16 protein-coding genes are annotated in these 17,255 nt (G+C 67.0%); 4 read left to right on the top strand and 12 right to left on the bottom strand.

All coding sequences use genetic code 11. The features are described 5' to 3' along the window. Genes BM031_RS09405 through BM031_RS09390 form a run of 4 tightly spaced genes read right to left on the bottom strand, consistent with a single transcriptional unit; the run spans position 1 to position 5,339 of the window. On the bottom strand, positions 1 to 606 hold the full coding sequence (locus BM031_RS09405) for a response regulator transcription factor (RefSeq protein ID WP_091874150.1): 606 nt from the start codon (positions 604 to 606) through the stop codon (positions 1 to 3). Beyond that, the gene (locus BM031_RS09400) at positions 603 to 1,715 is read right to left on the bottom strand and encodes a sensor histidine kinase (RefSeq protein ID WP_091874148.1); all 1,113 of its coding nucleotides are present in this window, start codon (positions 1,713 to 1,715) and stop codon (positions 603 to 605) included. The genes BM031_RS09405 and BM031_RS09400 overlap by 4 nt, the downstream gene beginning before the upstream one ends. A gap of 22 nt (positions 1,716 to 1,737) precedes the next feature. After that, on the bottom strand, positions 1,738 to 3,522 hold the full coding sequence (locus tag BM031_RS09395; RefSeq protein WP_091874146.1) for a CIA30 family protein: 1,785 nt from the start codon (positions 3,520 to 3,522) through the stop codon (positions 1,738 to 1,740). 20 nt (positions 3,523 to 3,542) lie between these two features. Continuing rightward, positions 3,543 to 5,339, bottom strand: a complete 1,797-nt coding sequence (locus tag BM031_RS09390; protein WP_091874144.1) for a CIA30 family protein — start codon at positions 5,337 to 5,339, stop codon at positions 3,543 to 3,545. A 154-nt stretch (positions 5,340 to 5,493) separates the two neighbouring features. Between BM031_RS09390 and BM031_RS09385 the strand changes: the two genes are divergently transcribed. The 4 genes from BM031_RS09385 (at position 5,494) to BM031_RS25480 (ending at position 10,104) form a co-directional block, all read left to right on the top strand. After that, positions 5,494 to 6,453 carry a phosphate acetyltransferase gene (locus BM031_RS09385; protein ID WP_267873310.1) on the top strand — a complete coding sequence of 320 codons (960 nt, stop codon included), beginning with the start codon at positions 5,494 to 5,496 and terminating at the stop codon, positions 6,451 to 6,453. Between the two features lie 4 nt (positions 6,454 to 6,457). Beyond that, complete coding sequence (locus tag BM031_RS09380) at positions 6,458 to 7,648, top strand: acetate/propionate family kinase (protein WP_091874141.1); 1,191 nt, start codon at positions 6,458 to 6,460, stop codon at positions 7,646 to 7,648. Positions 7,649 to 7,852: 204 nt separating this feature from the next. Further along, the gene (locus tag BM031_RS09375; protein WP_229408731.1) at positions 7,853 to 9,931 is read left to right on the top strand and encodes an ATP-binding protein; all 2,079 of its coding nucleotides are present in this window, start codon (positions 7,853 to 7,855) and stop codon (positions 9,929 to 9,931) included. Further along, complete coding sequence (locus BM031_RS25480; RefSeq protein ID WP_177207697.1) at positions 9,931 to 10,104, top strand: glycine zipper domain-containing protein; 174 nt, start codon at positions 9,931 to 9,933, stop codon at positions 10,102 to 10,104. Before BM031_RS09375 ends, BM031_RS25480 begins: the two co-directional genes overlap by 1 nt. Positions 10,105 to 10,132: 28 nt before the next feature. Here the strand turns inward: BM031_RS25480 and ruvB are convergent, their stop codons facing one another. From ruvB to BM031_RS09335, 8 genes are all read right to left on the bottom strand, one after another. Further along, positions 10,133 to 11,200, bottom strand: a complete 1,068-nt coding sequence (ruvB, locus tag BM031_RS09370) for a Holliday junction branch migration DNA helicase RuvB (protein WP_091874139.1) — start codon at positions 11,198 to 11,200, stop codon at positions 10,133 to 10,135. 7 nt (positions 11,201 to 11,207) lie between these two features. Beyond that, positions 11,208 to 11,786: a Holliday junction branch migration protein RuvA gene (ruvA, locus tag BM031_RS09365; protein ID WP_091874137.1), complete on the bottom strand. Its 579-nt coding sequence runs from the start codon at positions 11,784 to 11,786 to the stop codon at positions 11,208 to 11,210. Between the two features lie 20 nt (positions 11,787 to 11,806). Further along, a complete protein-coding gene (ruvC, locus tag BM031_RS09360) occupies positions 11,807 to 12,343 on the bottom strand; it encodes a crossover junction endodeoxyribonuclease RuvC (protein ID WP_091874136.1) in 537 nt (178 codons plus the stop codon). A 202-nt stretch (positions 12,344 to 12,545) separates the two neighbouring features. Further along, positions 12,546 to 14,132, bottom strand: coding sequence for a bifunctional phosphoribosylaminoimidazolecarboxamide formyltransferase/IMP cyclohydrolase (gene purH / locus BM031_RS09355; protein ID WP_091874134.1), 1,587 nt, complete (start codon positions 14,130 to 14,132; stop codon positions 12,546 to 12,548). 88 nt (positions 14,133 to 14,220) lie between these two features. After that, the gene (locus BM031_RS09350; RefSeq protein ID WP_027865797.1) at positions 14,221 to 14,454 is read right to left on the bottom strand and encodes a helix-turn-helix domain-containing protein; all 234 of its coding nucleotides are present in this window, start codon (positions 14,452 to 14,454) and stop codon (positions 14,221 to 14,223) included. 119 nt (positions 14,455 to 14,573) lie between these two features. Continuing rightward, positions 14,574 to 15,599, bottom strand: coding sequence for a tRNA dihydrouridine synthase DusB (dusB, locus tag BM031_RS09345; RefSeq protein ID WP_091874133.1), 1,026 nt, complete (start codon positions 15,597 to 15,599; stop codon positions 14,574 to 14,576). A 293-nt stretch (positions 15,600 to 15,892) separates the two neighbouring features. Next, complete coding sequence (locus BM031_RS09340; RefSeq protein WP_091874131.1) at positions 15,893 to 16,561, bottom strand: histidine phosphatase family protein; 669 nt, start codon at positions 16,559 to 16,561, stop codon at positions 15,893 to 15,895. A gap of 36 nt (positions 16,562 to 16,597) precedes the next feature. Beyond that, a complete protein-coding gene (locus BM031_RS09335; RefSeq protein ID WP_091874129.1) occupies positions 16,598 to 17,254 on the bottom strand; it encodes a YbhB/YbcL family Raf kinase inhibitor-like protein in 657 nt (218 codons plus the stop codon). Position 17,255: the final 1 nt, after the last annotated feature.

The raw sequence follows: 17,255 nt of genomic DNA, 5'->3' as shown, positions 1-17,255 counted from the left end.
CTACAGCCAGCCGGCATCGCGCGCCATGCGGTAGGCTTCCACCCGGTTGGCGGCATTGAGTTTGCTGATCGCCTCCGACAGATAGTTGCGCACCGTGCCCTCGGACAGGTGCACCTGGCGCGCGATGTCGGCGCTCGAGCGCCCTTCTCCGGCCAGGCGCAAGACCTGGCGCTCGCGCTCGGTCAGCGGGTCGCCGCCGCCGCTCCAGCTTTCCATCGCCAGCTCGGGCGCGATCGCCCGGCCGCCGCCGTGCACCGCGCGGATCGCGGCGGCCAGCGAATCGACCGGCGCATCCTTGAGCAGGTAGCCGCGCACGCCCGCTTCCAGCGCGCGCCGCAGGTAGCCGCTGCGTCCGAAGGTGGTGACGACGATGACCTTCGCCGGCAGCCGCCGCTCCTTGAGCCTGGCCGCCAGTTCGAGCCCGGTCATGAGCGGCATCTCGATGTCGGTCAGGACGATGTCGGGCGCGCGCTCCTCGCACAGCGCCAGCGCTTCCTTGCCGTTGGTGGCGGCGCCCACCACCTCGAAGTCGGGTTCCAGCCGCAGCAGCGCGGCCATGGCGCCGAGCACCATGTTCTGGTCTTCAGCCAGCAGGATGCGAATCATGTGGCGACTCCCGCAGGCACGCGCAGTTCGAGCTCGAAGCCGGCGCGGGCCTGCACCGCCAGCCTGCCGCCGATCGACTGTGCGCGCTCGCGCATGCCGGACAGCCCGTTGCCATGCCGGATGGCGACCTCGCTGCGGGCCTGGCCATCGTCGGCGATGCGCAGCACCGCCACGCCATGTTCCAGCCCAAGGGACACGCTGCAGTGCCTGGCGCCGGCATGGCGCACGACGTTGGTGACCGCCTCGCGCAGGGCCAGCGCCACCACGTTCTCAGCGGCCGGGCCCAGGGGGAAGCGCTGCACCTGTTCTTCCAGCAGGACGTCGGCGGCGGCGAGGCTGGCGCGCGCGCTGGCCAATGCATGCGCCAGGCCGCTCTCGCGGTAGCCGCTGACGGCGCCACGCACTTCGGCCAGGGCCTGGCGCGCGCTGGTTTCAATGTCGGCGATCTCGCGCGCGCAGGCATCGGCGTCGCGGTGCACCAGCTTGCGCGCCAGTTCGGCCTTGAGCGCGATGAGCGATAAGGAATGCCCGAGCAGGTCGTGCAGGTCGCGCGAGATGCGTTCGCGTTCGGCGATGGTGGCCATGTGCTCGACCTCTTCCTGCTTGCGCATCAGCTCCTGGCGCGAGCGGCGCAGGCGCGCATCCATGAAGGAGCCGATGCCCACCGGCAGGCCGCCGGTGACGAGCGGCATGAGGAAGATGAAGCGCATCTGCGCCTGCGGCACCAGCAGGGAGGCCAGCAGGCCGGCCGCGATCACGGCGCCGATCGCCAGCATGGCGAGCCGGAAGCGCTGGATGCGCGCCGCCATGGCGCAGGCGAAGATGAAGAAGGTGGCGGCGCCGACGTTCCAGTGCACCCAGGCCGCGCCGATCAGGCAGCCCGCCAGCATGCAGGCCGCGACCTGCCAGCCGCGCGCCCAGTAGCTGGCGCAGTACAGGGGCACGAAGACCGCCAGGGTCAGCGCCAGCATGGCCAGTTCCAGCGCGCCCGGCGTCACGTAGGCGTACTTCCAGCCCATGTAGCCCAGGCTGAGCAGCCAGAAGTACGGCAGCTTGCCATGCTCGGGCGGGATCCATGGCCTTGCCAGCAGTGTCCTGATCCTGTTCATCGGTCCATCCGTCATGTGGGTGTCATTGGGCCAGCAGGCGCACGTCGGCGATCTCGAAGCGGTACTCGCCCGCTTGCGGTCCGGCGTTAAATCCTAACATGGTGACGGCCGCCGGATCGAGGCCTTTGAGCTCGCTGAACGGAACCGTGACCTCGGTCCATTCGGCGCCGGCGGTGAAGCGGCTGGTGCGCGGCGCCTGCACGCCTTGCGACATCGCGATCACCTGGTACTGCTTGCCATCGCCGCGCACGCGAAAGCGCAGCAGCGTGGCGGCGCTCAGGTTCGCCGCCTGCATCGGCTGCGCGCCGGGCATGAAGGCGATGCCGGCCCAGGCGTACGGCAGGCCCGGCGCCACCGTGGCATGGACCGCAAGCGGCACCTGGCCGTCCGGCAGCGCCGCTTGCGGCGCCAGCGTGACGGTCGACTTGCCGCCGGTGAAGCTGTCGGTCGACGGCATCCAGCCCGCGCCGAAGGGACTGGCCAGGCCCGCGCCGCTGAACTGGCTGATGCGCCCGTCCGGCGGCAGCGCCAGTGCATTCGCGGCGGCCGCCGCGCGCTGCGCCACCAGCTGGCGCTGCTGGTCGCGCAGCGGCGTGGCGCTCTCACCGTCCTTCCACACCTCGACGATCCGGCGCGTGGCCCGGATATCCACGGCCGGATTGCCCTGCACCAGCAGCAGGTCGGCCTTGTAGCCCTTGTCGATGCGGCCGCGCAGGCCCAGGCGAAACGCCTTGGCCGGCGCGCTGGTGGCCGCGGCGAGCGCCTGTTGCGGGCTCAGGCCCGCCTCGACCAGCGCGGCCAGTTCGCGGTGCATGCTCACGCCGTGCTGGGTGCCGGCGTTGCCGGCGTCGGTCCCGGCCAGCACCGCCACGCCGGCCCGGTGCAGCGCCGCCGTCAGGGCCTTGGGCGCGGCCAGCCGCTGTGGGCGGGGCGCCGCGCCGTAGCGCGCCTTGAGCAGCCCCTGCATGTCCTGGTCGAGCAGGCCGGCGAAGGCCGGGTCGGCCAGCAAGTCGTCGGTATGGACCCCGGTCTCGCTTTCCAGCACCGTGAAAGTCGGGATCACGAAGGCGCCGCGGCTGGCGGCCAGCCGGGCCAGGCCGGCCGCATCGATGTCGGTTCCCGTGAACAGGTGGGTCAGGCCATCGGCGCCGGCTTCCAGCACGGCGCGCGCATCCTGCTCGGTGTTGACGTGCACCACGGCCAGCTTGCCGCGCCGGTGCGCCGCGTCGATCACCGCCTTCGCCGTGGCCAGGTCGAGCGTATGGGCCCTGGCGCCGACCAGCACGATCTTGATGAAGTCCGAGCCTTCGGCGATGCGGGCGTCGACGAAGGCTTGCGCATCGCCGGCCCGGGCCAGTGTCGGGATCGCAAGGCCGAACTGCGTGCCGACGCCGCCGGGCGCGGTCACCAGCGTGCCGGCCGAGAACAGGTCGGCCCGCGCGCTGTTGCCGCCTGCACGCATCGCCGCCTTGGTCGCCGTCATGGTGGGGATATCGCTGAACATGTCGACCTGGGTGGTCACACCGAACAGCACCGGCAGCTCGTGGAAGCGGTAGGCATGGGTATGCGCATCGATCAGGCCGGGCAGCAGCGTGCGCCCCAGGCCGTCGACAACCCGCGCATCCTTCGGCGCCGCGCCGCGGTAGTCGGCGTCGACGATGACGCCCCCGTCGAACAATACCGAGCGGCGTTCGTGCACGCGCTCGCCGTCGAACACGCGCACATCCCGCACCAGGGTGGGCGCCGCGGCGGCGGCGCCGGCGCAGAGCAACAGGGCTGCGCACAGGGTGCTCAAGGAGCTGGTCATGGCTTTCCCCGGGAGGCGGTTCATTGGGCCAGCAGGCGGACGTCGGCGATCTCGAAGCGGTAGTCGCCCGGCTGCGGCCCGGCGTTAAAACCAAGCATGGTGAGGGCCGCCGGATCGATCCCTTTCAGGGCGCTGAACGGCACCGTGATTTCGGTCCACTCGGGGCCCGCCGTGAAGGGGCTGGCGCCGGGCATCTGGACGCCCTGCGACATGGCGATCACCTGGTATTGCTTGCCGTCGCCGCGCACCTTGAAGCGCAGCACTTTCGCAGCGCTCAGGTCCACCGACTGCATTGGTTGGCTGCCCGGCATGAAGGCCACGCCGGCCCACGCAAAAGGCAGGCCCGGCATGACGCTGGCGTCGATCGCGAGCGGCACCTGGCCGTCCGGCAGCGCCGGCTGCGCCGCCAGCTTCACGGTCGACTTGCCGCCGGCGAAGCTGTCGGTCGACGGTCCCCACCCCATCCCGAAGGGGCTGGCCAGGCGCTTGTCGCTGAACTGGCTGATGCGGCCGTCGGCCGGCAGCGCCTGGCCCTTGCCGCCCTGCGCTGCCTGCGCGGCTTTCGCCACCAGCTGGCGCTGGCCGTCGCGCAGCCCGTTGGCGCTCTCGCCGTCCTTCCACACTTCGACGATCTGGCGCGTGGCGCGGATGTCCGCGGCCGGGTTGCCTTCGACCAGCAGCAGGTCGGCCTTGTAGCCCTTGGCGATGCGGCCGCGCTGGCCCAGCTTGAAGGCCTTGGCCGGGGCGCTGGTCGCCGCCGCCAGCGCCTGCGCCGGGCTCAGGCCTGCTTCCACCAATGCCGCCAGTTCGCGGTGCATGCTCACGCCGTACTGGGTGCCGGCATTGCCCGCATCGGTTCCGGCCAGCACCGGCACGCCTGCCTTGAGCATCGCCGCCGTCACCGCCTTCGGTGCGACCAGCAGCGCCGGCTTGGCCTGCGCGCCATAGCGCGCCTTGAGCGGGGCCTGGCCGTCCTTGTCCAGCATGCCCGCGAAAGCGGGAATGGCGAGCAGGTCGTCGTCCTTGGCGCCGGCCATGCTTTCCAGGACGGTGAAGGTCGGGATCACGAAGGCGCCTTTGCTCCGCGCCAGCCTGGCCAGGCCAGCGGCGTCGGCGGTGGCGCCGGTGTAGAGGTGCACCAGGCCGTCGGCGCCGGCTTCCAGCACGGCGCGCGCGTCCGCCTCGGTGCTGATGTGGACCACCGCCAGCTTGCCGCGCCGGTGCGCCGCCGCGATCACGGCTTTCACCGTGGCCAGGTCGAGCGACTTGAAGCCGTAGCCGCCTTCCATCACGATCTTGATGAAGTCCGAGCCTTCGGCGATGCGGGCATCCACGAAGGACTGCGCGTCTTGCGCCCTGGTGAGAGTCGGGATGGCGATGCCGAACTGGGTGCCGTGGCCGTTCGGGGCGGTGATCAGGGTGCCGGCCGAGAACAGGTCGGCGCGCGCCGCGTTGCGGCCGCTGCGCATCGCCTGCTTGGCGGCCGTCATCGAGGGGATGTCGGTGAACATGTCGATCTGGGTGGTCACGCCGAACAGCACCGGCAATTCATGAAAGCGGAAGGCGTGGGTGTGGGCGTCGATCAGGCCGGGCAGCAGGGTGCGGCCGGCGCCGTTCACCACCCGCGCGTCCCTGGGCACGGCGCCGCGGAAATCGGCATCGACGATCACGCCCTTGTCGAACAGGACCGAGCGGCGCTCGATCACGCGCTCGCCGTCGAAGACGCGCACGTCCTGCACCAGCGTGGGGGCGGCAATCGTGGCGCTCGATACGAACAGGATGGCGGCGGCGGACAGGGCTTTCAGGCTGGTGTTCATACATTCCTCGCTTGGTTGGTATGCAGCCAGTATGCGAACGAAGGGGGCGCGCCGATAGACGCATGCGCCATCGGTTTGAGGTGACATTTGTCACCTCGCCCTTGTATGCTGCGGCGCGCTGGTTGGCGCGGCATAACTGCTATCCTCGCGGTTTATCCTTGCAGGAGTAGCCATGACCATGCCGCATCCGCAGTTCGACCGACTGATCGACGCCGCCCGCCGTGTCGGGCCCGTGCGGGTCGCCGTGGCGCACCCCTGCGACCGTTCATCGCTCGAAGCTGCGCTGGACGCCTTCAAGATCGGACTCATCGTTCCCGTCCTGGTCGGTCCGCGCAGCCGCATCCTGCGCGCGGCCGAGGAGAGCAATCTCGATATCGGCATGCTGGAATTGATCGACACGCCACACAGTCACGCCTCGGCCGCGCGCGGGGTCGAACTGGTCCGGGCGGGCCAGGCGGAAGCGCTCATGAAAGGCAGCCTGCATACCGATGAACTCATGGGGGCGGTGGTCGACAGCGTCACCGGCCTGCGCACCGCGCGGCGACTGAGCCATTGTTTCGTGATGGAGGTGCCGGGGCGGGCCGAACCCCTGATCATCACCGATGCCGCGGTCAATATCATTCCCACCCTGGCCGACAAGGTCGACATCGTGCAAAACGCCATCGACCTGGCGCACGTGCTGGGCTTCGAGGAGGTCCGCGTCGCCATCCTGGCAGCGGTGGAAACGGTCAATCCCAGGATGCCGGCCACGATCGACGCGGCGGCGCTGTGCAAGATGGCGGACCGCGGCCAGATCACGGGCGCCATGCTCGACGGGCCGCTGGCGATGGACAATGCGATCGACCCTGAAGCGGCTGCGATCAAGAACCTGGTGTCGCCGGTCGCGGGCCGGGCCAACGTGCTGGTCACCCCTGACCTCGAGGCCGGCAATATGCTGGCCAAGAGCCTGAGCTTCATGGCCGGGGCGGGCGCCGCCGGGATCGTGCTTGGCGCGCGCGTGCCGATCATCCTGGCCAGCCGCTCGGACTCGGTGGAAGCCCGGCTGGCGTCATGCGCGGTCGCGGTACTGGTGGCGCACCGCTCGCTTGCGGGTAAACCACTGCTCGGGGCCTGACCCGATGGCGTCGACCGACCATATCCTCGTCCTGAACACGGGCTCGTCGAGCATCAAGTTTTCCCTGTACGGGAACGGGGCCAGTGAATTGCTGCTCAAGGGGCGCGTCGAGAACCTGTTCAGCGGGCCGACCCGTTTCCTGGTGCAGGATGCGGCGCAGAACAACGTGCACGAACAAACCTGGCCGCAGGCGCTCGATCACGCTGCGGGAATGAAGGCCCTGCTCGCCTTCCTTGCAACCCGCAGCGGCGGGCAATCACTGCGCGCGGTCGGGCACCGCATCGTGCATGGCGGCTCGCTCTACAGCGGACCGGCAGCGCTTGACGAGACGGTACTGGCCGAGCTGGAAACACTGGTGCCGCTGGCGCCCTTGCACCTGCCCCACAACCTGGCGGCGGTGCGGGCGGCGATGCAGATGGCGCCGGGCGTGCTGCAGGTTGCCTGCTTCGACACTGCCTTCCACCGCTCCCAGCCCGCGCTGGCGCAAGCCTTTGCGCTGCCGCCCGCGATCACGGACCGGGGTATCCGCCGGTATGGCTTCCACGGCCTGTCCTACGAATACATTGCCAGCCGCTTGCCGGATGCGGAACCGGCGCTGGCCGGCGCCAGGGTGGTGGCCGCGCACCTCGGCAATGGCGCCAGCATGTGCGCCATGCATGCGGGACGCAGCATCGCCAGCTCGATGGGATTTACCGCCATCGACGGCTTGCCGATGGGGACCCGCTGCGGCGCGGTCGATCCGGGCGTGGTGCTGTACCTGATTGACCAGCTCGGGATGGATGTGGCGGCAGTCCAGGACCTGCTTTACTTGAAATCGGGCTTGCTGGGGGTGTCCGGGATCTCGGCCGACATGCGCGAGCTCGAAGCGAGCGACGCGCCGCGCGCGCGGCTGGCGATCGACCTGATGGTGTACCGGATCGGCCGCGAGCTCGGTTCGATGGCGGCCGCGCTCGGTGGCATCGACGCACTGGTGTTCTCCGGCGGCATCGGCGAAAACAGCGTCGCCCTGCGCGCCGCCGTATGCCGCGACGCACGCTGGCTGGGGGTGGAGATCGACAAGGATGCGAATGCCGCCCCGGGCACGGGCGTCGCGCGCATCAGCGCGGCAGCGAGTCCGGTATCGGTGTGGGTGGTGCCCGCGAACGAAGAGCTGATGATCGCCCGCCACACCATGGATCTGCTGCACAAGCGTTGACACGCCCGATGGCAATCCTGCAGCAAACGCTGAACGAATCGACGGTGCAACCTGGCCGGATCCGGATCCACGAAGGAGCCGACAAGATGCTATTGTCTTGCTATTTCCAATCCAGGCAGGCTACCTGTCTACTCTGCGATGCAAGATTCAGCCCCAGCCAGCCTTCTTCCTCCAAGCCCTGGCTTCGTTTCCGGCGGCGGCGGCATGGGCGTGGTATTCCGCAGCTTCGACTGGGCGTCCACGGCGCTGGGCGCCCTGGACACATGGCCGCAATCGCTGCGCACCGCGGTCAGCATGATGCTCAGCGCGCGCCACCCCATGTATATCGCGTGGGGGCCCGACCTGCTGCTGCTCTACAACGACGGCTATCGCGAGATCCTGGGCGCCAAGTCTGCGGATCCGCGGCAGGTGCTGGGCCGGCCTTTCTGCGAAGTCTGGCATGAAGTATGGGATGTCGTCGGTCCCATGCTGGCCGCAACGCTGCAAGGCGACACGCTCTGGTTCGAGGACCAGGAATTCACGTTGACGCGCAATGGCTTCGCGGAGCAGGTGTTCGCGAGTTTTTCGACCAGCCCGATTCGCGCCGAGGCCGGCGAGATCGCCGGGGTGCTGTGTGTCTGCAGCGAGACCACCGGGAAGATCCGTTCGCAGCAGGAGCGCCTGCGCCTTCTCGATGCGATCGGCGAAGCGACCCGCCTGGCCGACGAGCCGAAAGCCATCATGGACCACAGCACCCGGCTGCTCGGCGAGTACCTGGGCGCGACCCGGGTCGCCTACGCCGACCTGGAAGAGGACAACGACCGCTTCACGATCCGCCACGACTGGCGGGTCGAAGGGGCGATCAGCACCGTTGGCGAGTACTCGCTCGACCTGTTCGGCTCGCGCGCCACCTCCAACCTGCGGGTCGGCCGCACGCTCCTGATCAATGACGTCGACCGCGAACTGGCGGCGCAGGACGGCGCCGACATGTTCAACCAGATCGGCATCAAGGCGATCATCTGCTGCCCCCTGGTCAAGCAGGGCCGGCTGGTGGCCATGATGGCGGTGCACCAGCAGCAGCCACGCAACTGGAGCGCGGACGAGGTGGCGCTGGTCGAGGCGGTCGTCGACCGCTGCTGGGCCCACATCGAACGGGTGCGCTCGATGGAAGCGCTGCGCGAAGCCGACCGGCGCAAGTCCGAATTCCTCGCCACCCTCGCGCATGAACTACGCAATCCGCTGGCGCCGATCCGCACTGCGCTCGAACTGCTGCGCCTGAGCGGCGACAAGCCACAGATGCTGGAGCGGGTGCGCGGGACGATGGAACGCCAGGTCGACCAGATGGTCCATCTCATCAACGACTTGCTGGACATCGCGCGCATCTCCAGCGGCAAGATGGACTTGCAGGTCAAGCGGGTCGACCTGCAATCGGTGATTGCGAGCGCCGTCGAAACCAGCCTGCCGCTGATCGAGGCCGGCCGCCACGCGCTGGCGCTGGATGTGCCGCCCGAACCGCTGTGGATCGATGTCGACACGGTGCGCCTGAGCCAGGTGCTCAGCAACCTGCTGTCGAATGCGAGCAAGTACACCACCGAGCCAGGCCGGATCACGGTGAGCGCAGGCACGCGCGGCGACAGCGTGGTGATCGAGGTGGCCGACACCGGGATCGGGATCGCCAAACAGGACCTCGGCCGCGTGTTCGAGATGTTCTCGCAGGCGCCGCACAGCATCGTGATATCGAAGGGTGGCCTGGGTATCGGCCTGTCGCTGGTGCGCCACCTGGTGACGCTGCATGGCGGGACCGTGACCGCATCGAGTGCGGGTCCCGGTCAGGGCAGCAGCTTTACCATTCGCCTGCCGCGCGCGCTGGAGACCGCGACGGAGGCGCCTGCCCCGGCCGGCATGGCGGGCAACGCCGCGCCTTCGGGCCAGCCCGGGCTGCGGGTACTGGTCGCCGACGACAACGTCGACGCCGCCGATACCCTGGCCTTCCTGCTGCGCGAAAAAGGCCATGAAGTACGTGTGGCCTACGACGGCGAAGAAGCCGTGCAGGCCGGCGCCGTCTTCATACCGGAGCTGGCCTTCCTCGACCTTGGCATGCCGCGCATGGATGGATACGGGGCGGCCCGTGCCCTGCGTGCGCTGCCGGGGCTGGGAAACCTCGGCCTGGTCGCCTTGACCGGTTGGGGCGCGCAGGAAGACCGGGCGCGCACCCACGCTGCCGGCTTCGATCACCACCTGCTCAAACCCGCCTCGCCGGAGGGGCTCGATGCCGTCCTGGCATCCGTTACCAAGGAGAAGTAATGTCGGCTGATGACGATGCGAAGAAACGCAAATATATTGGCATGGGCCTGTGCTTCGGCGTCGCGATTGGATGCGGCATCGGTGTCGCCATGGGCAATCTTGCGCTGGGCATTGGTCCCGGCATTGCGATTGGTATTGGAATCGGCGCCTTGCTGTCGAAGCGCCGGGGCTAAGCGGCCTGGTCCAGCGCTGGCGCAAAGTTCACGCCGGCGGCAGGTTATCCCACAAATCGCCCGTCGGGCTGATGCGCGGCGCAGCCACGCCGAAGTGGTGGTAGGCCAGCGGCGTGGCGATGCGCCCGCGCGGAGTGCGCTGCAAATAGCCCTGCTGGATCAGGAAGGGTTCGAGCACGTCTTCGATGGTGTCGGCCGCCTCGCCGATCGCCGCCGCCAGGTTGCCGATGCCGACCGGGCCGCCACTGAACTTGAACAGCACCGCTTCGAGCAGCTTGCGGTCCATGACGTCGAAGCCGACCGAGTCGACGTCGAGCATCTTGAGCGCGAGGTCGGCGATGGCCTTGGTGATGTCGCCGTTGCCTTTCACTTCCGCATAGTCGCGCACGCGGCGCAGCAGGCGGTTGGCGATCCGCGGGGTGCCGCGGGCGCGGCGCGCCACTTCGCGGGCGCCGTCCTGGTCGATCGGCGCCCCCAGCAGCGCGGCGCTGCGGGTGACGATCTTGGTCAGCTCTTCGACGTTGTAGAACTCCAGGCGCGCAACGATGCCGAAGCGGTCGCGCAGCGGGTTGGTCAGCATGCCGGCGCGGGTGGTGGCCCCGACCAGCGTGAACGGCTGCAGGTCGAGCTTTACGGAACGCGCGGCCGGGCCCTCGCCGATCATGATGTCGATCTGGTAGTCCTCGAGCGCCGGATACAAAATCTCTTCGACCACCGGCGACAGGCGGTGGATCTCGTCGATGAACAAGACGTCGTTCGGTTCCAGGTTGGTCAGCAGCGCGGCCAGGTCGCCCGGGCGCTCCAGCACCGGGCCGGAAGTCTGGCGCAGGTTGACGCCCATCTCGCGCGCGATGATGTGGGCCAGGGTGGTCTTGCCCAGGCCCGGCGGGCCGAACAGCAGCGTGTGGTCGAGCGCTTCCTTGCGCTTGCGGGCCGCGTGGATGAAGATTTCCAGCTGGTCGCGGATCTTTTCCTGGCCGACGTACTCTTCCAGCTGCTTCGGACGCAAGGCGCGTTCGATCGCCTCCTCGTTGGGCGAGGCCGGGGCCGCGTCGATGACGCGGTGCTCGGTGAAATTGTCGGTCTGGATGCTCATCTTTTAATTACGCTTTGGACAGGGCCTTGAGGGCGAACTTGATACCGTCGGACACGGTCGCGCCGGCCGGCATGTTCTTGATGGCCAGCAGCGCCTCCTTGTCAGAATACCCCAAAGCGGCCAGCGCATTGAGGACGTCGACCTGCGCATCGTCGCGCGCCACGCCGCCCACCACGCCGATGTCGGCGCCCAGCTTGCCCTTGAGTTCCAGCAGCAAGCGCTCGGCGGTCTTCTTGCCGATGCCCGGGACCTTCACGAGGCGCCCGGTTTCCTGCAGCGTGACGGCCTGCGACAGGTCGGCTACCGTCATGCCCGACAGGATCGACAGCGCCATGCGCGCGCCGATGCCGGTGATCTTGATCAGCTGGCGGAACAGCGCCCGCTCCGACGCGCTGCCGAAGCCGAACAGCAGGTGCGCGTCTTCGCGCACCACCAGGTGGGTGAACAGCACCACCCGTTCGCCCGTATGCGGCAGGTTGTAGAAGGTACTCATCGGCACGTCGACTTCATAGCCGACGCCATTGCAGTCCACCAGCACGTGGGGTGGCGCTTTTTCGAGCAGGGTTCCGGACAGACGACCGATCATCGAGGTTTCCTTGGTTGTTCTTAAACGAGGCGGCTGCGTTTCATGCTCAGCGTGCCGGACGCCGGCGCCAGCGCGCCGATCAGCGCCAGCGCATCCATGCTGTGCGCGTGGCAAATGGCCACCCCGAGCGCATCGGCGGCATCGGTGCCGGGCAGGCCCGGGAGTTTCAGCAACCGCGCGACCATGTCCTGCACCTGCGCCTTGGCCGCCTTGCCGGTGCCGACCACGGCCTGCTTGACCTGCACGGCCGTGTATTCGGCCACATCAAGGTCGGCGCCCACCAGCGCGGTGATGGCCGCGCCCCGGGCCTGGCCGAGCAGCAGCGTGGAATGCGGGTTGACGTTGACGAAGACTTTTTCGATGGCCGCGCAGCCGGGCTGGTAGGCGGCGACGATGTCGCTCACGCCTTTCAGGATCACCTTCAGGCGCGGCGGCAAGGCGCCTTCCAGGCCGGTCTTGATGGTGCCGGAGGCGATGTAGCGCAGTGTGTTGCCGTGTTTTTCAATGACGCCGAAGCCGGTGGTGCGCAGGCCCGGGTCGATGCCGAGAATAATCATTGTGGAATGATATACGGCTGGTGGGTGTTCGTGGGAAAAATACTGGGTAAAAACACAGGTGATGCGGTGGTCGTGTTGCTTGCAGAGCTTTGAGGTGTGCGACGAACTTGGGTTCCGGCCTTCGCCGGAACGACGCTGTTTGAGTTTACCTTTAGCCCAAAGACCGTCGTCCCGGCGCAGGCCGGGACCCAATTTTGCGTGATCAGTGACGGAAGTGGCGCGTCCCCGTATACAGCATCACCACCCCCCGCTCATCCGCCGCATCGATCACTTCCTGGTCCCGCATCGACCCACCCGGATGAATCACGCAAGTCGCCCCCGCATCCACCACCACGTCCAGCCCGTCACGGAAGGGGAAGAACGCATCCGACGCGACGGCCGAACCGGCCAGCGACAAACCAGCATTCTGCGCCTTGATCGACGCGATGCGCGCCGAGTCGATGCGGCTCATCTGCCCTGCCCCGACGCCGAGGGTCATGCCATTGGCGCAGAACACGATCGCATTCGATTTCACGAACTTGGCCACGCGCCAGGCGAACATCATGTCTTGCAGCTGCTGCTGGGTCGGCTGCTTCTTGCTGACCACGCGCAGTTCGCCCAGGCCAACGTTCTTGGCATCCGGCGCCTGCACCAGCACGCCGCCGCCGACGCGCTTGACGTCGTAGGCGTTCTGGGCGTCGCCCAGCGGGATTTCCAGCAGGCGCACGTTCTGCTTGGCCGACATGATCTGGCGCGCTTCAGCGGTGAACGATGGCGCGATCAGCACTTCGACGAACAGTTTCGACACCGCTTCCGCGGCGCGCGCATCGACTTCCACGTTGAAGGCGATGATGCCGCCGAAGGCCGAGGTTGGGTCAGTCTGCAGCGCGCGCGCGTAAGCGTCCAGCGCATCGACGCCGATCGCCACGCCGCACGGATTGGCGTGCTTGACGATGACGCAGCCGGCCGGCTGGCCGAGGCCGCCGAGCGACTTGACGCATTCCCATGCCGCGTCGGCATCGGCGATGTTGTTGTACGAGAGTTCCTTGCCCTGCAGCTGAGTATAGGCGGCCAGCGCGCCGCTGGCGGCGCTCAGGTCGCGGTAGAAAGCGGCGCTCTGGTGCGGGTTCTCGCCGTAGCGCATGTCCTGGACTTTTTCGAACGTCATGTTCAGGGTCTGCGGATAGCTGGCGCGGGTTGCGTGCGCGCGGTCTTCGCCCAGGCTGGTCAGGTAGTTGGTGATGGCGCCGTCGTATTGCGCGGTGTGCGCGAACACTTTCTTGGCCAGGCGGAACTTGGTCTCGTAGCTGACCGGGCCGGCGGCTGCGCCCGTGCCCTTCATTTCCGCCAGCACCACGCCATAGTCGGCCGGATCGACGATCACGACCACGTCGCGGTGGTTCTTGGCTGCCGAACGCAGCATGGTCGGGCCGCCGATGTCGATGTTCTCGATCGCGTCTTCCAGCGAGCACTGTTCCTTGGCGACGGTCTGCTGGAACGGGTACAGGTTGACCACGACCATGTCGATCTGCGGGATGCCGTGCTCGTCCAGCTTGGCGACGTGCTCAGGCAGGTCGCGGCGCGCCAGGATGCCGCCGTGCACCTTTGGGTGCAGGGTCTTGACGCGGCCATCGAGCATTTCCGGGAAGCCGGTGTAGTCCGCGACTTCAGTGACTTGCACGCCATTTTCCTGCAGCAGCTTAGCGGTGCCGCCGGTGGACAGGATGTTGACGCCGAGGCCAGCCAGGGCCTTCGCAAAATCGAGGACGCCGGTTTTATCGGAAACGGAAATCAGTGCTTGTTTGATCATGGTGGGGCCTGTTGTTGAGAATTCTTGCGTCCGGGCGCACGGACCTTGATCGGCCGCGCCCAGACGCACGGCCACGCCATGCGGATGCTTAGAGCAGTCCGTGCTCCTGGAGTTTCTTGCGCAGGGTATTGCGGTTAATACCCAGCATCTGCGCGGCATGCGACTGGTTGCCGTCGGCGCGCGTCATGACCACTTCAAGGACCGGCTTTTCCACCGTGAGCACCATCATGTCGTAGATGTTCGTCGGTTTTTGTTCGCCCAGATCATTGAAATAGTCCTCTAGGCTCTTCTGGACGACTTCCTGGATACTTTCTTTGCTCATGTTCTCTGCTGCTCATCCTGGTTAATGATTGCTCGCTGCTGGCGCAGCGTGTCCCCGGTTTGTTCTCGTTCTTATGCACTGCTTTTATATACTGCTGGCTATACTTGTATTACCTGTACTTATGCCGCCAAGGCGTCATCGGCCGCAAGCGCGGGCCGGTATTGTAACCGCTCGCCATGCCGGTGTTGTGATTTGAAAAATTGGTCCACGGCGTGCAGCTGCTCGGCCGTCGACTCCAGCAAGTTCATGCGCTGGCGGAATTCCTCACCGCCAGGCAGGTCCTGTACATACCAGCCGATGTGCTTGCGCGCCGAGCGCACGCCAATAAAATCACCATAGAAGGCGTAGTGGGCCGGCAGGTGTTCGTTCATCAGGGCGCGTACCTCTTCGACCATCGGCGCCGGCAGATGCTCGCCGGTGCGCAGGAAATGGTCGATTTCGCGGCAGATCCACGGGCGGCCCTGGGCGGCGCGGCCGATCATCACGGCGTCGGCGCCGGTGTAGTCGAGCACGAACCTGGCTTTTTCCGGCGTGGTGATGTCGCCGTTGGCGACTACCGGGATGCCCACCGATGCCTTGACGGCGCGGATGGTGTCGTATTCGGCGTCGCCCTTGTAGCCGTCGGCGCGGGTGCGGCCGTGCAGGGTCAGCATCTGGATGCCGGCCTGCTCGGCCAGGCGCGCGATGCGCAGGGCGTTCTTGTTCTGGCGATCCCAGCCGGTGCGGAATTTCAGGGTGACGGGCACGTCCACCGCGTCCACCACCGCGTGCAGGATGCGCTCGACCAGGTCTTCATGCTGCAGCAGCGCGGAACCGCACCAGCTGTTGCAGACTTTCTTCACCGGGCAGCCCATGTTGATGTCGATGATCTGGGCGCCACGCTCGACATTGAACTTCGCACAGTCGGCGAGGTCTTTGGGGTCGGCGCCGGCGATCTGCACGGCTTTCGGTTCCATCTCGCCGGAATGATCGATGCGGCGCGAGGTCTTCTCGCTGGCCCACAGGCGCGGGTTCGACGCCGCCATTTCGGACACGGCGTAACCGGCGCCGAGCTGCTTGCACAGCTGGCGGAACGGACGGTCCGTTACCCCGGCCATGGGGGCGACGAAGACGTTATTACGCAGGATATAGGGACCGATTTGCACAGCAGAAAGTCTCAGAAGTTTCTCGGGGAACCTATTATTTTACCTCAATCGCTGCTCAAAATATCGGCAGAATTTTTGGGGTGTGTTGTTTGTGTGATATTGGCAGGGGGTGGGAGAGGGGGTAAGCGGTGCGCTTGGGTGCAAGCTTGCGTTATCGCTGCGTGACGAACTTGGGTTCCGGCCTTCGCCGGAACGACGGTCTTGAGATGAGCAGTTAGAGATACGCAGGGGGCTTTCAATCGTTAGCAGTAGAACCGTCGCAGGCCGGAACCCAATTTCCCCAACCAAATTCCCTACATCAAATCATCCAGCACCGCCGGCCGAAGGTGTCCCACCTCCCCCCAACTCAACAGCCGCAAGCGCCCCTCCTTCACCACAAACCGGTTCACACTCGCATTGAGCACCTTGAAATCCCGCGGCGTCTCCAGCGATAGCCCCAGCGCGGAACGATACGCACACTCCAGCACCCCGCCATGCGCCACCAGCGCCACCGTCTTGCCCGGATGCGCGGCCGCGTAAACCGCGATCGCGCTGGTTACCCGGTCATAAAACTCCCGAAACGTTTCGCCCCGGTTCGCTCCCGGCGGCAGCACCCCGTCCACGTCGCGCGCCTGCCAGGCCGCGAATTGCAAGGGAAAGCGCGCCGCGATCTCGCTGTACAGCAAACCTTCGAAGCCGCCGTAGCAGCGCTCGCGCAGCCCGGCGTCGACACCCACCTTCGTACTGCGCACGGCAGCAATGGCCTCCGCAGTCTGGCGGGCCCGCTGCAGGTCGCTGGAAACGATGTGGTCGATGCGTTCGCCGGCCAGGGCGGCGCCGAGCAGCGCGGCCTGGCGTTCGCCTTCGGCATTGAGGGGGATGTCGAGGTGGCCCTGCAGCCGTTTTTCGGCGTTCCAGGCGGTCTCGCCGTGGCGGATCAGGAGGATGGTGGTGGGGTGCGCTGCGTTGTCGTTCGAAAGCATGAGGTCCGTTCGCCCGAACCTCGGGGCGTGTATCAATTAAGTGAGTGCAAGTTGCGGGTTGAGCGAATACACGCCGAAGGTAAGCGCTTCGTCCAGGATATGGCCGCGGATGGCCAGCCGCAGCTCGGGGCCGGTGAAGCGGCCAACCAGCGGCAGGCGCGGGATGTCGAGCGCGTACAGCGTGAAGACGTAAGTATGCACCCGTTCGTCATTCCAGGGCGGACAAGGGCCGTCATAGCCGTAGTATTCGCCCACCATGTCCGGGTTGCCCGCGAACCGGCCGGTGTAGTCGTTGATGCCCTGGCGCAACTGGTGTTCGGTCCCGTTCCGGATGGCGTAGGGCACCAGCGGGCCCGGCTTGCCGTGCGGGGTGACCATGTCGGAGAACCTGCCTTCGCCCAGGGACTGGATAACCACGGGGATATCGACCAGTATCCAGTGAAAGAAATCCCGACGCGGCAGGGAATCGGGAACGGTACGGCCTTCCTGGTCGACGTCGCCGCCGCTGGCGGGCACATCGGGATGGTGGCAGATCAGCACCAGGGATTTGGTGCCGGCAGGCACGTCGTCCCAGGCGATATGCGGGTTGCGGTTGCTTGACAATTTGATGTGCGCGCCGGGATCGACAACCCCGAACGCGTAGTCGGGCGGAATCGCCTCGCCTTCGATGAATGAATCGCTCCAGACTCGCATA

This window comes from Massilia yuzhufengensis (assembly GCF_900112225.1).
Classification (GTDB): Bacteria; Pseudomonadota; Gammaproteobacteria; order Burkholderiales; family Burkholderiaceae_D; genus Telluria; species Telluria yuzhufengensis.
The sequence above is the reverse complement of the archived record's forward strand: the minus strand, read 5'-3'. Positions and strand labels throughout refer to the sequence as shown.

What these genes read in the sequence shown, in the direction of transcription:
- BM031_RS09405 (WP_091874150.1), bottom strand. Translation starts at nt 606, where the DNA reads ATGATTCGCATCCTGCTGGCTGAAGACCAGAACATGGTGCTCGGCGCC.
- BM031_RS09400 (WP_091874148.1), bottom strand. Translation starts at nt 1,715, where the DNA reads ATGAACAGGATCAGGACACTGCTGGCAAGGCCATGGATCCCGCCCGAG.
- BM031_RS09395 (WP_091874146.1), bottom strand. Translation starts at nt 3,522, where the DNA reads ATGACCAGCTCCTTGAGCACCCTGTGCGCAGCCCTGTTGCTCTGCGCC.
- BM031_RS09390 (WP_091874144.1), bottom strand. Translation starts at nt 5,339, where the DNA reads ATGAACACCAGCCTGAAAGCCCTGTCCGCCGCCGCCATCCTGTTCGTA.
- BM031_RS09380 (WP_091874141.1), top strand. Translation starts at nt 6,458, where the DNA reads ATGGCGTCGACCGACCATATCCTCGTCCTGAACACGGGCTCGTCGAGC.
- BM031_RS09375 (WP_229408731.1), top strand. Translation starts at nt 7,853, where the DNA reads ATGGGCGTGGTATTCCGCAGCTTCGACTGGGCGTCCACGGCGCTGGGC.
- BM031_RS25480 (WP_177207697.1), top strand. Translation starts at nt 9,931, where the DNA reads ATGTCGGCTGATGACGATGCGAAGAAACGCAAATATATTGGCATGGGC.
- ruvB (WP_091874139.1), bottom strand. Translation starts at nt 11,200, where the DNA reads ATGAGCATCCAGACCGACAATTTCACCGAGCACCGCGTCATCGACGCG.
- ruvA (WP_091874137.1), bottom strand. Translation starts at nt 11,786, where the DNA reads ATGATCGGTCGTCTGTCCGGAACCCTGCTCGAAAAAGCGCCACCCCAC.
- ruvC (WP_091874136.1), bottom strand. Translation starts at nt 12,343, where the DNA reads ATGATTATTCTCGGCATCGACCCGGGCCTGCGCACCACCGGCTTCGGC.
- purH (WP_091874134.1), bottom strand. Translation starts at nt 14,132, where the DNA reads ATGATCAAACAAGCACTGATTTCCGTTTCCGATAAAACCGGCGTCCTC.
- BM031_RS09350 (WP_027865797.1), bottom strand. Translation starts at nt 14,454, where the DNA reads ATGAGCAAAGAAAGTATCCAGGAAGTCGTCCAGAAGAGCCTAGAGGAC.
- BM031_RS09340 (WP_091874131.1), bottom strand. Translation starts at nt 16,561, where the DNA reads ATGCTTTCGAACGACAACGCAGCGCACCCCACCACCATCCTCCTGATC.
- BM031_RS09335 (WP_091874129.1), bottom strand. Translation starts at nt 17,254, where the DNA reads ATGCGAGTCTGGAGCGATTCATTCATCGAAGGCGAGGCGATTCCGCCC.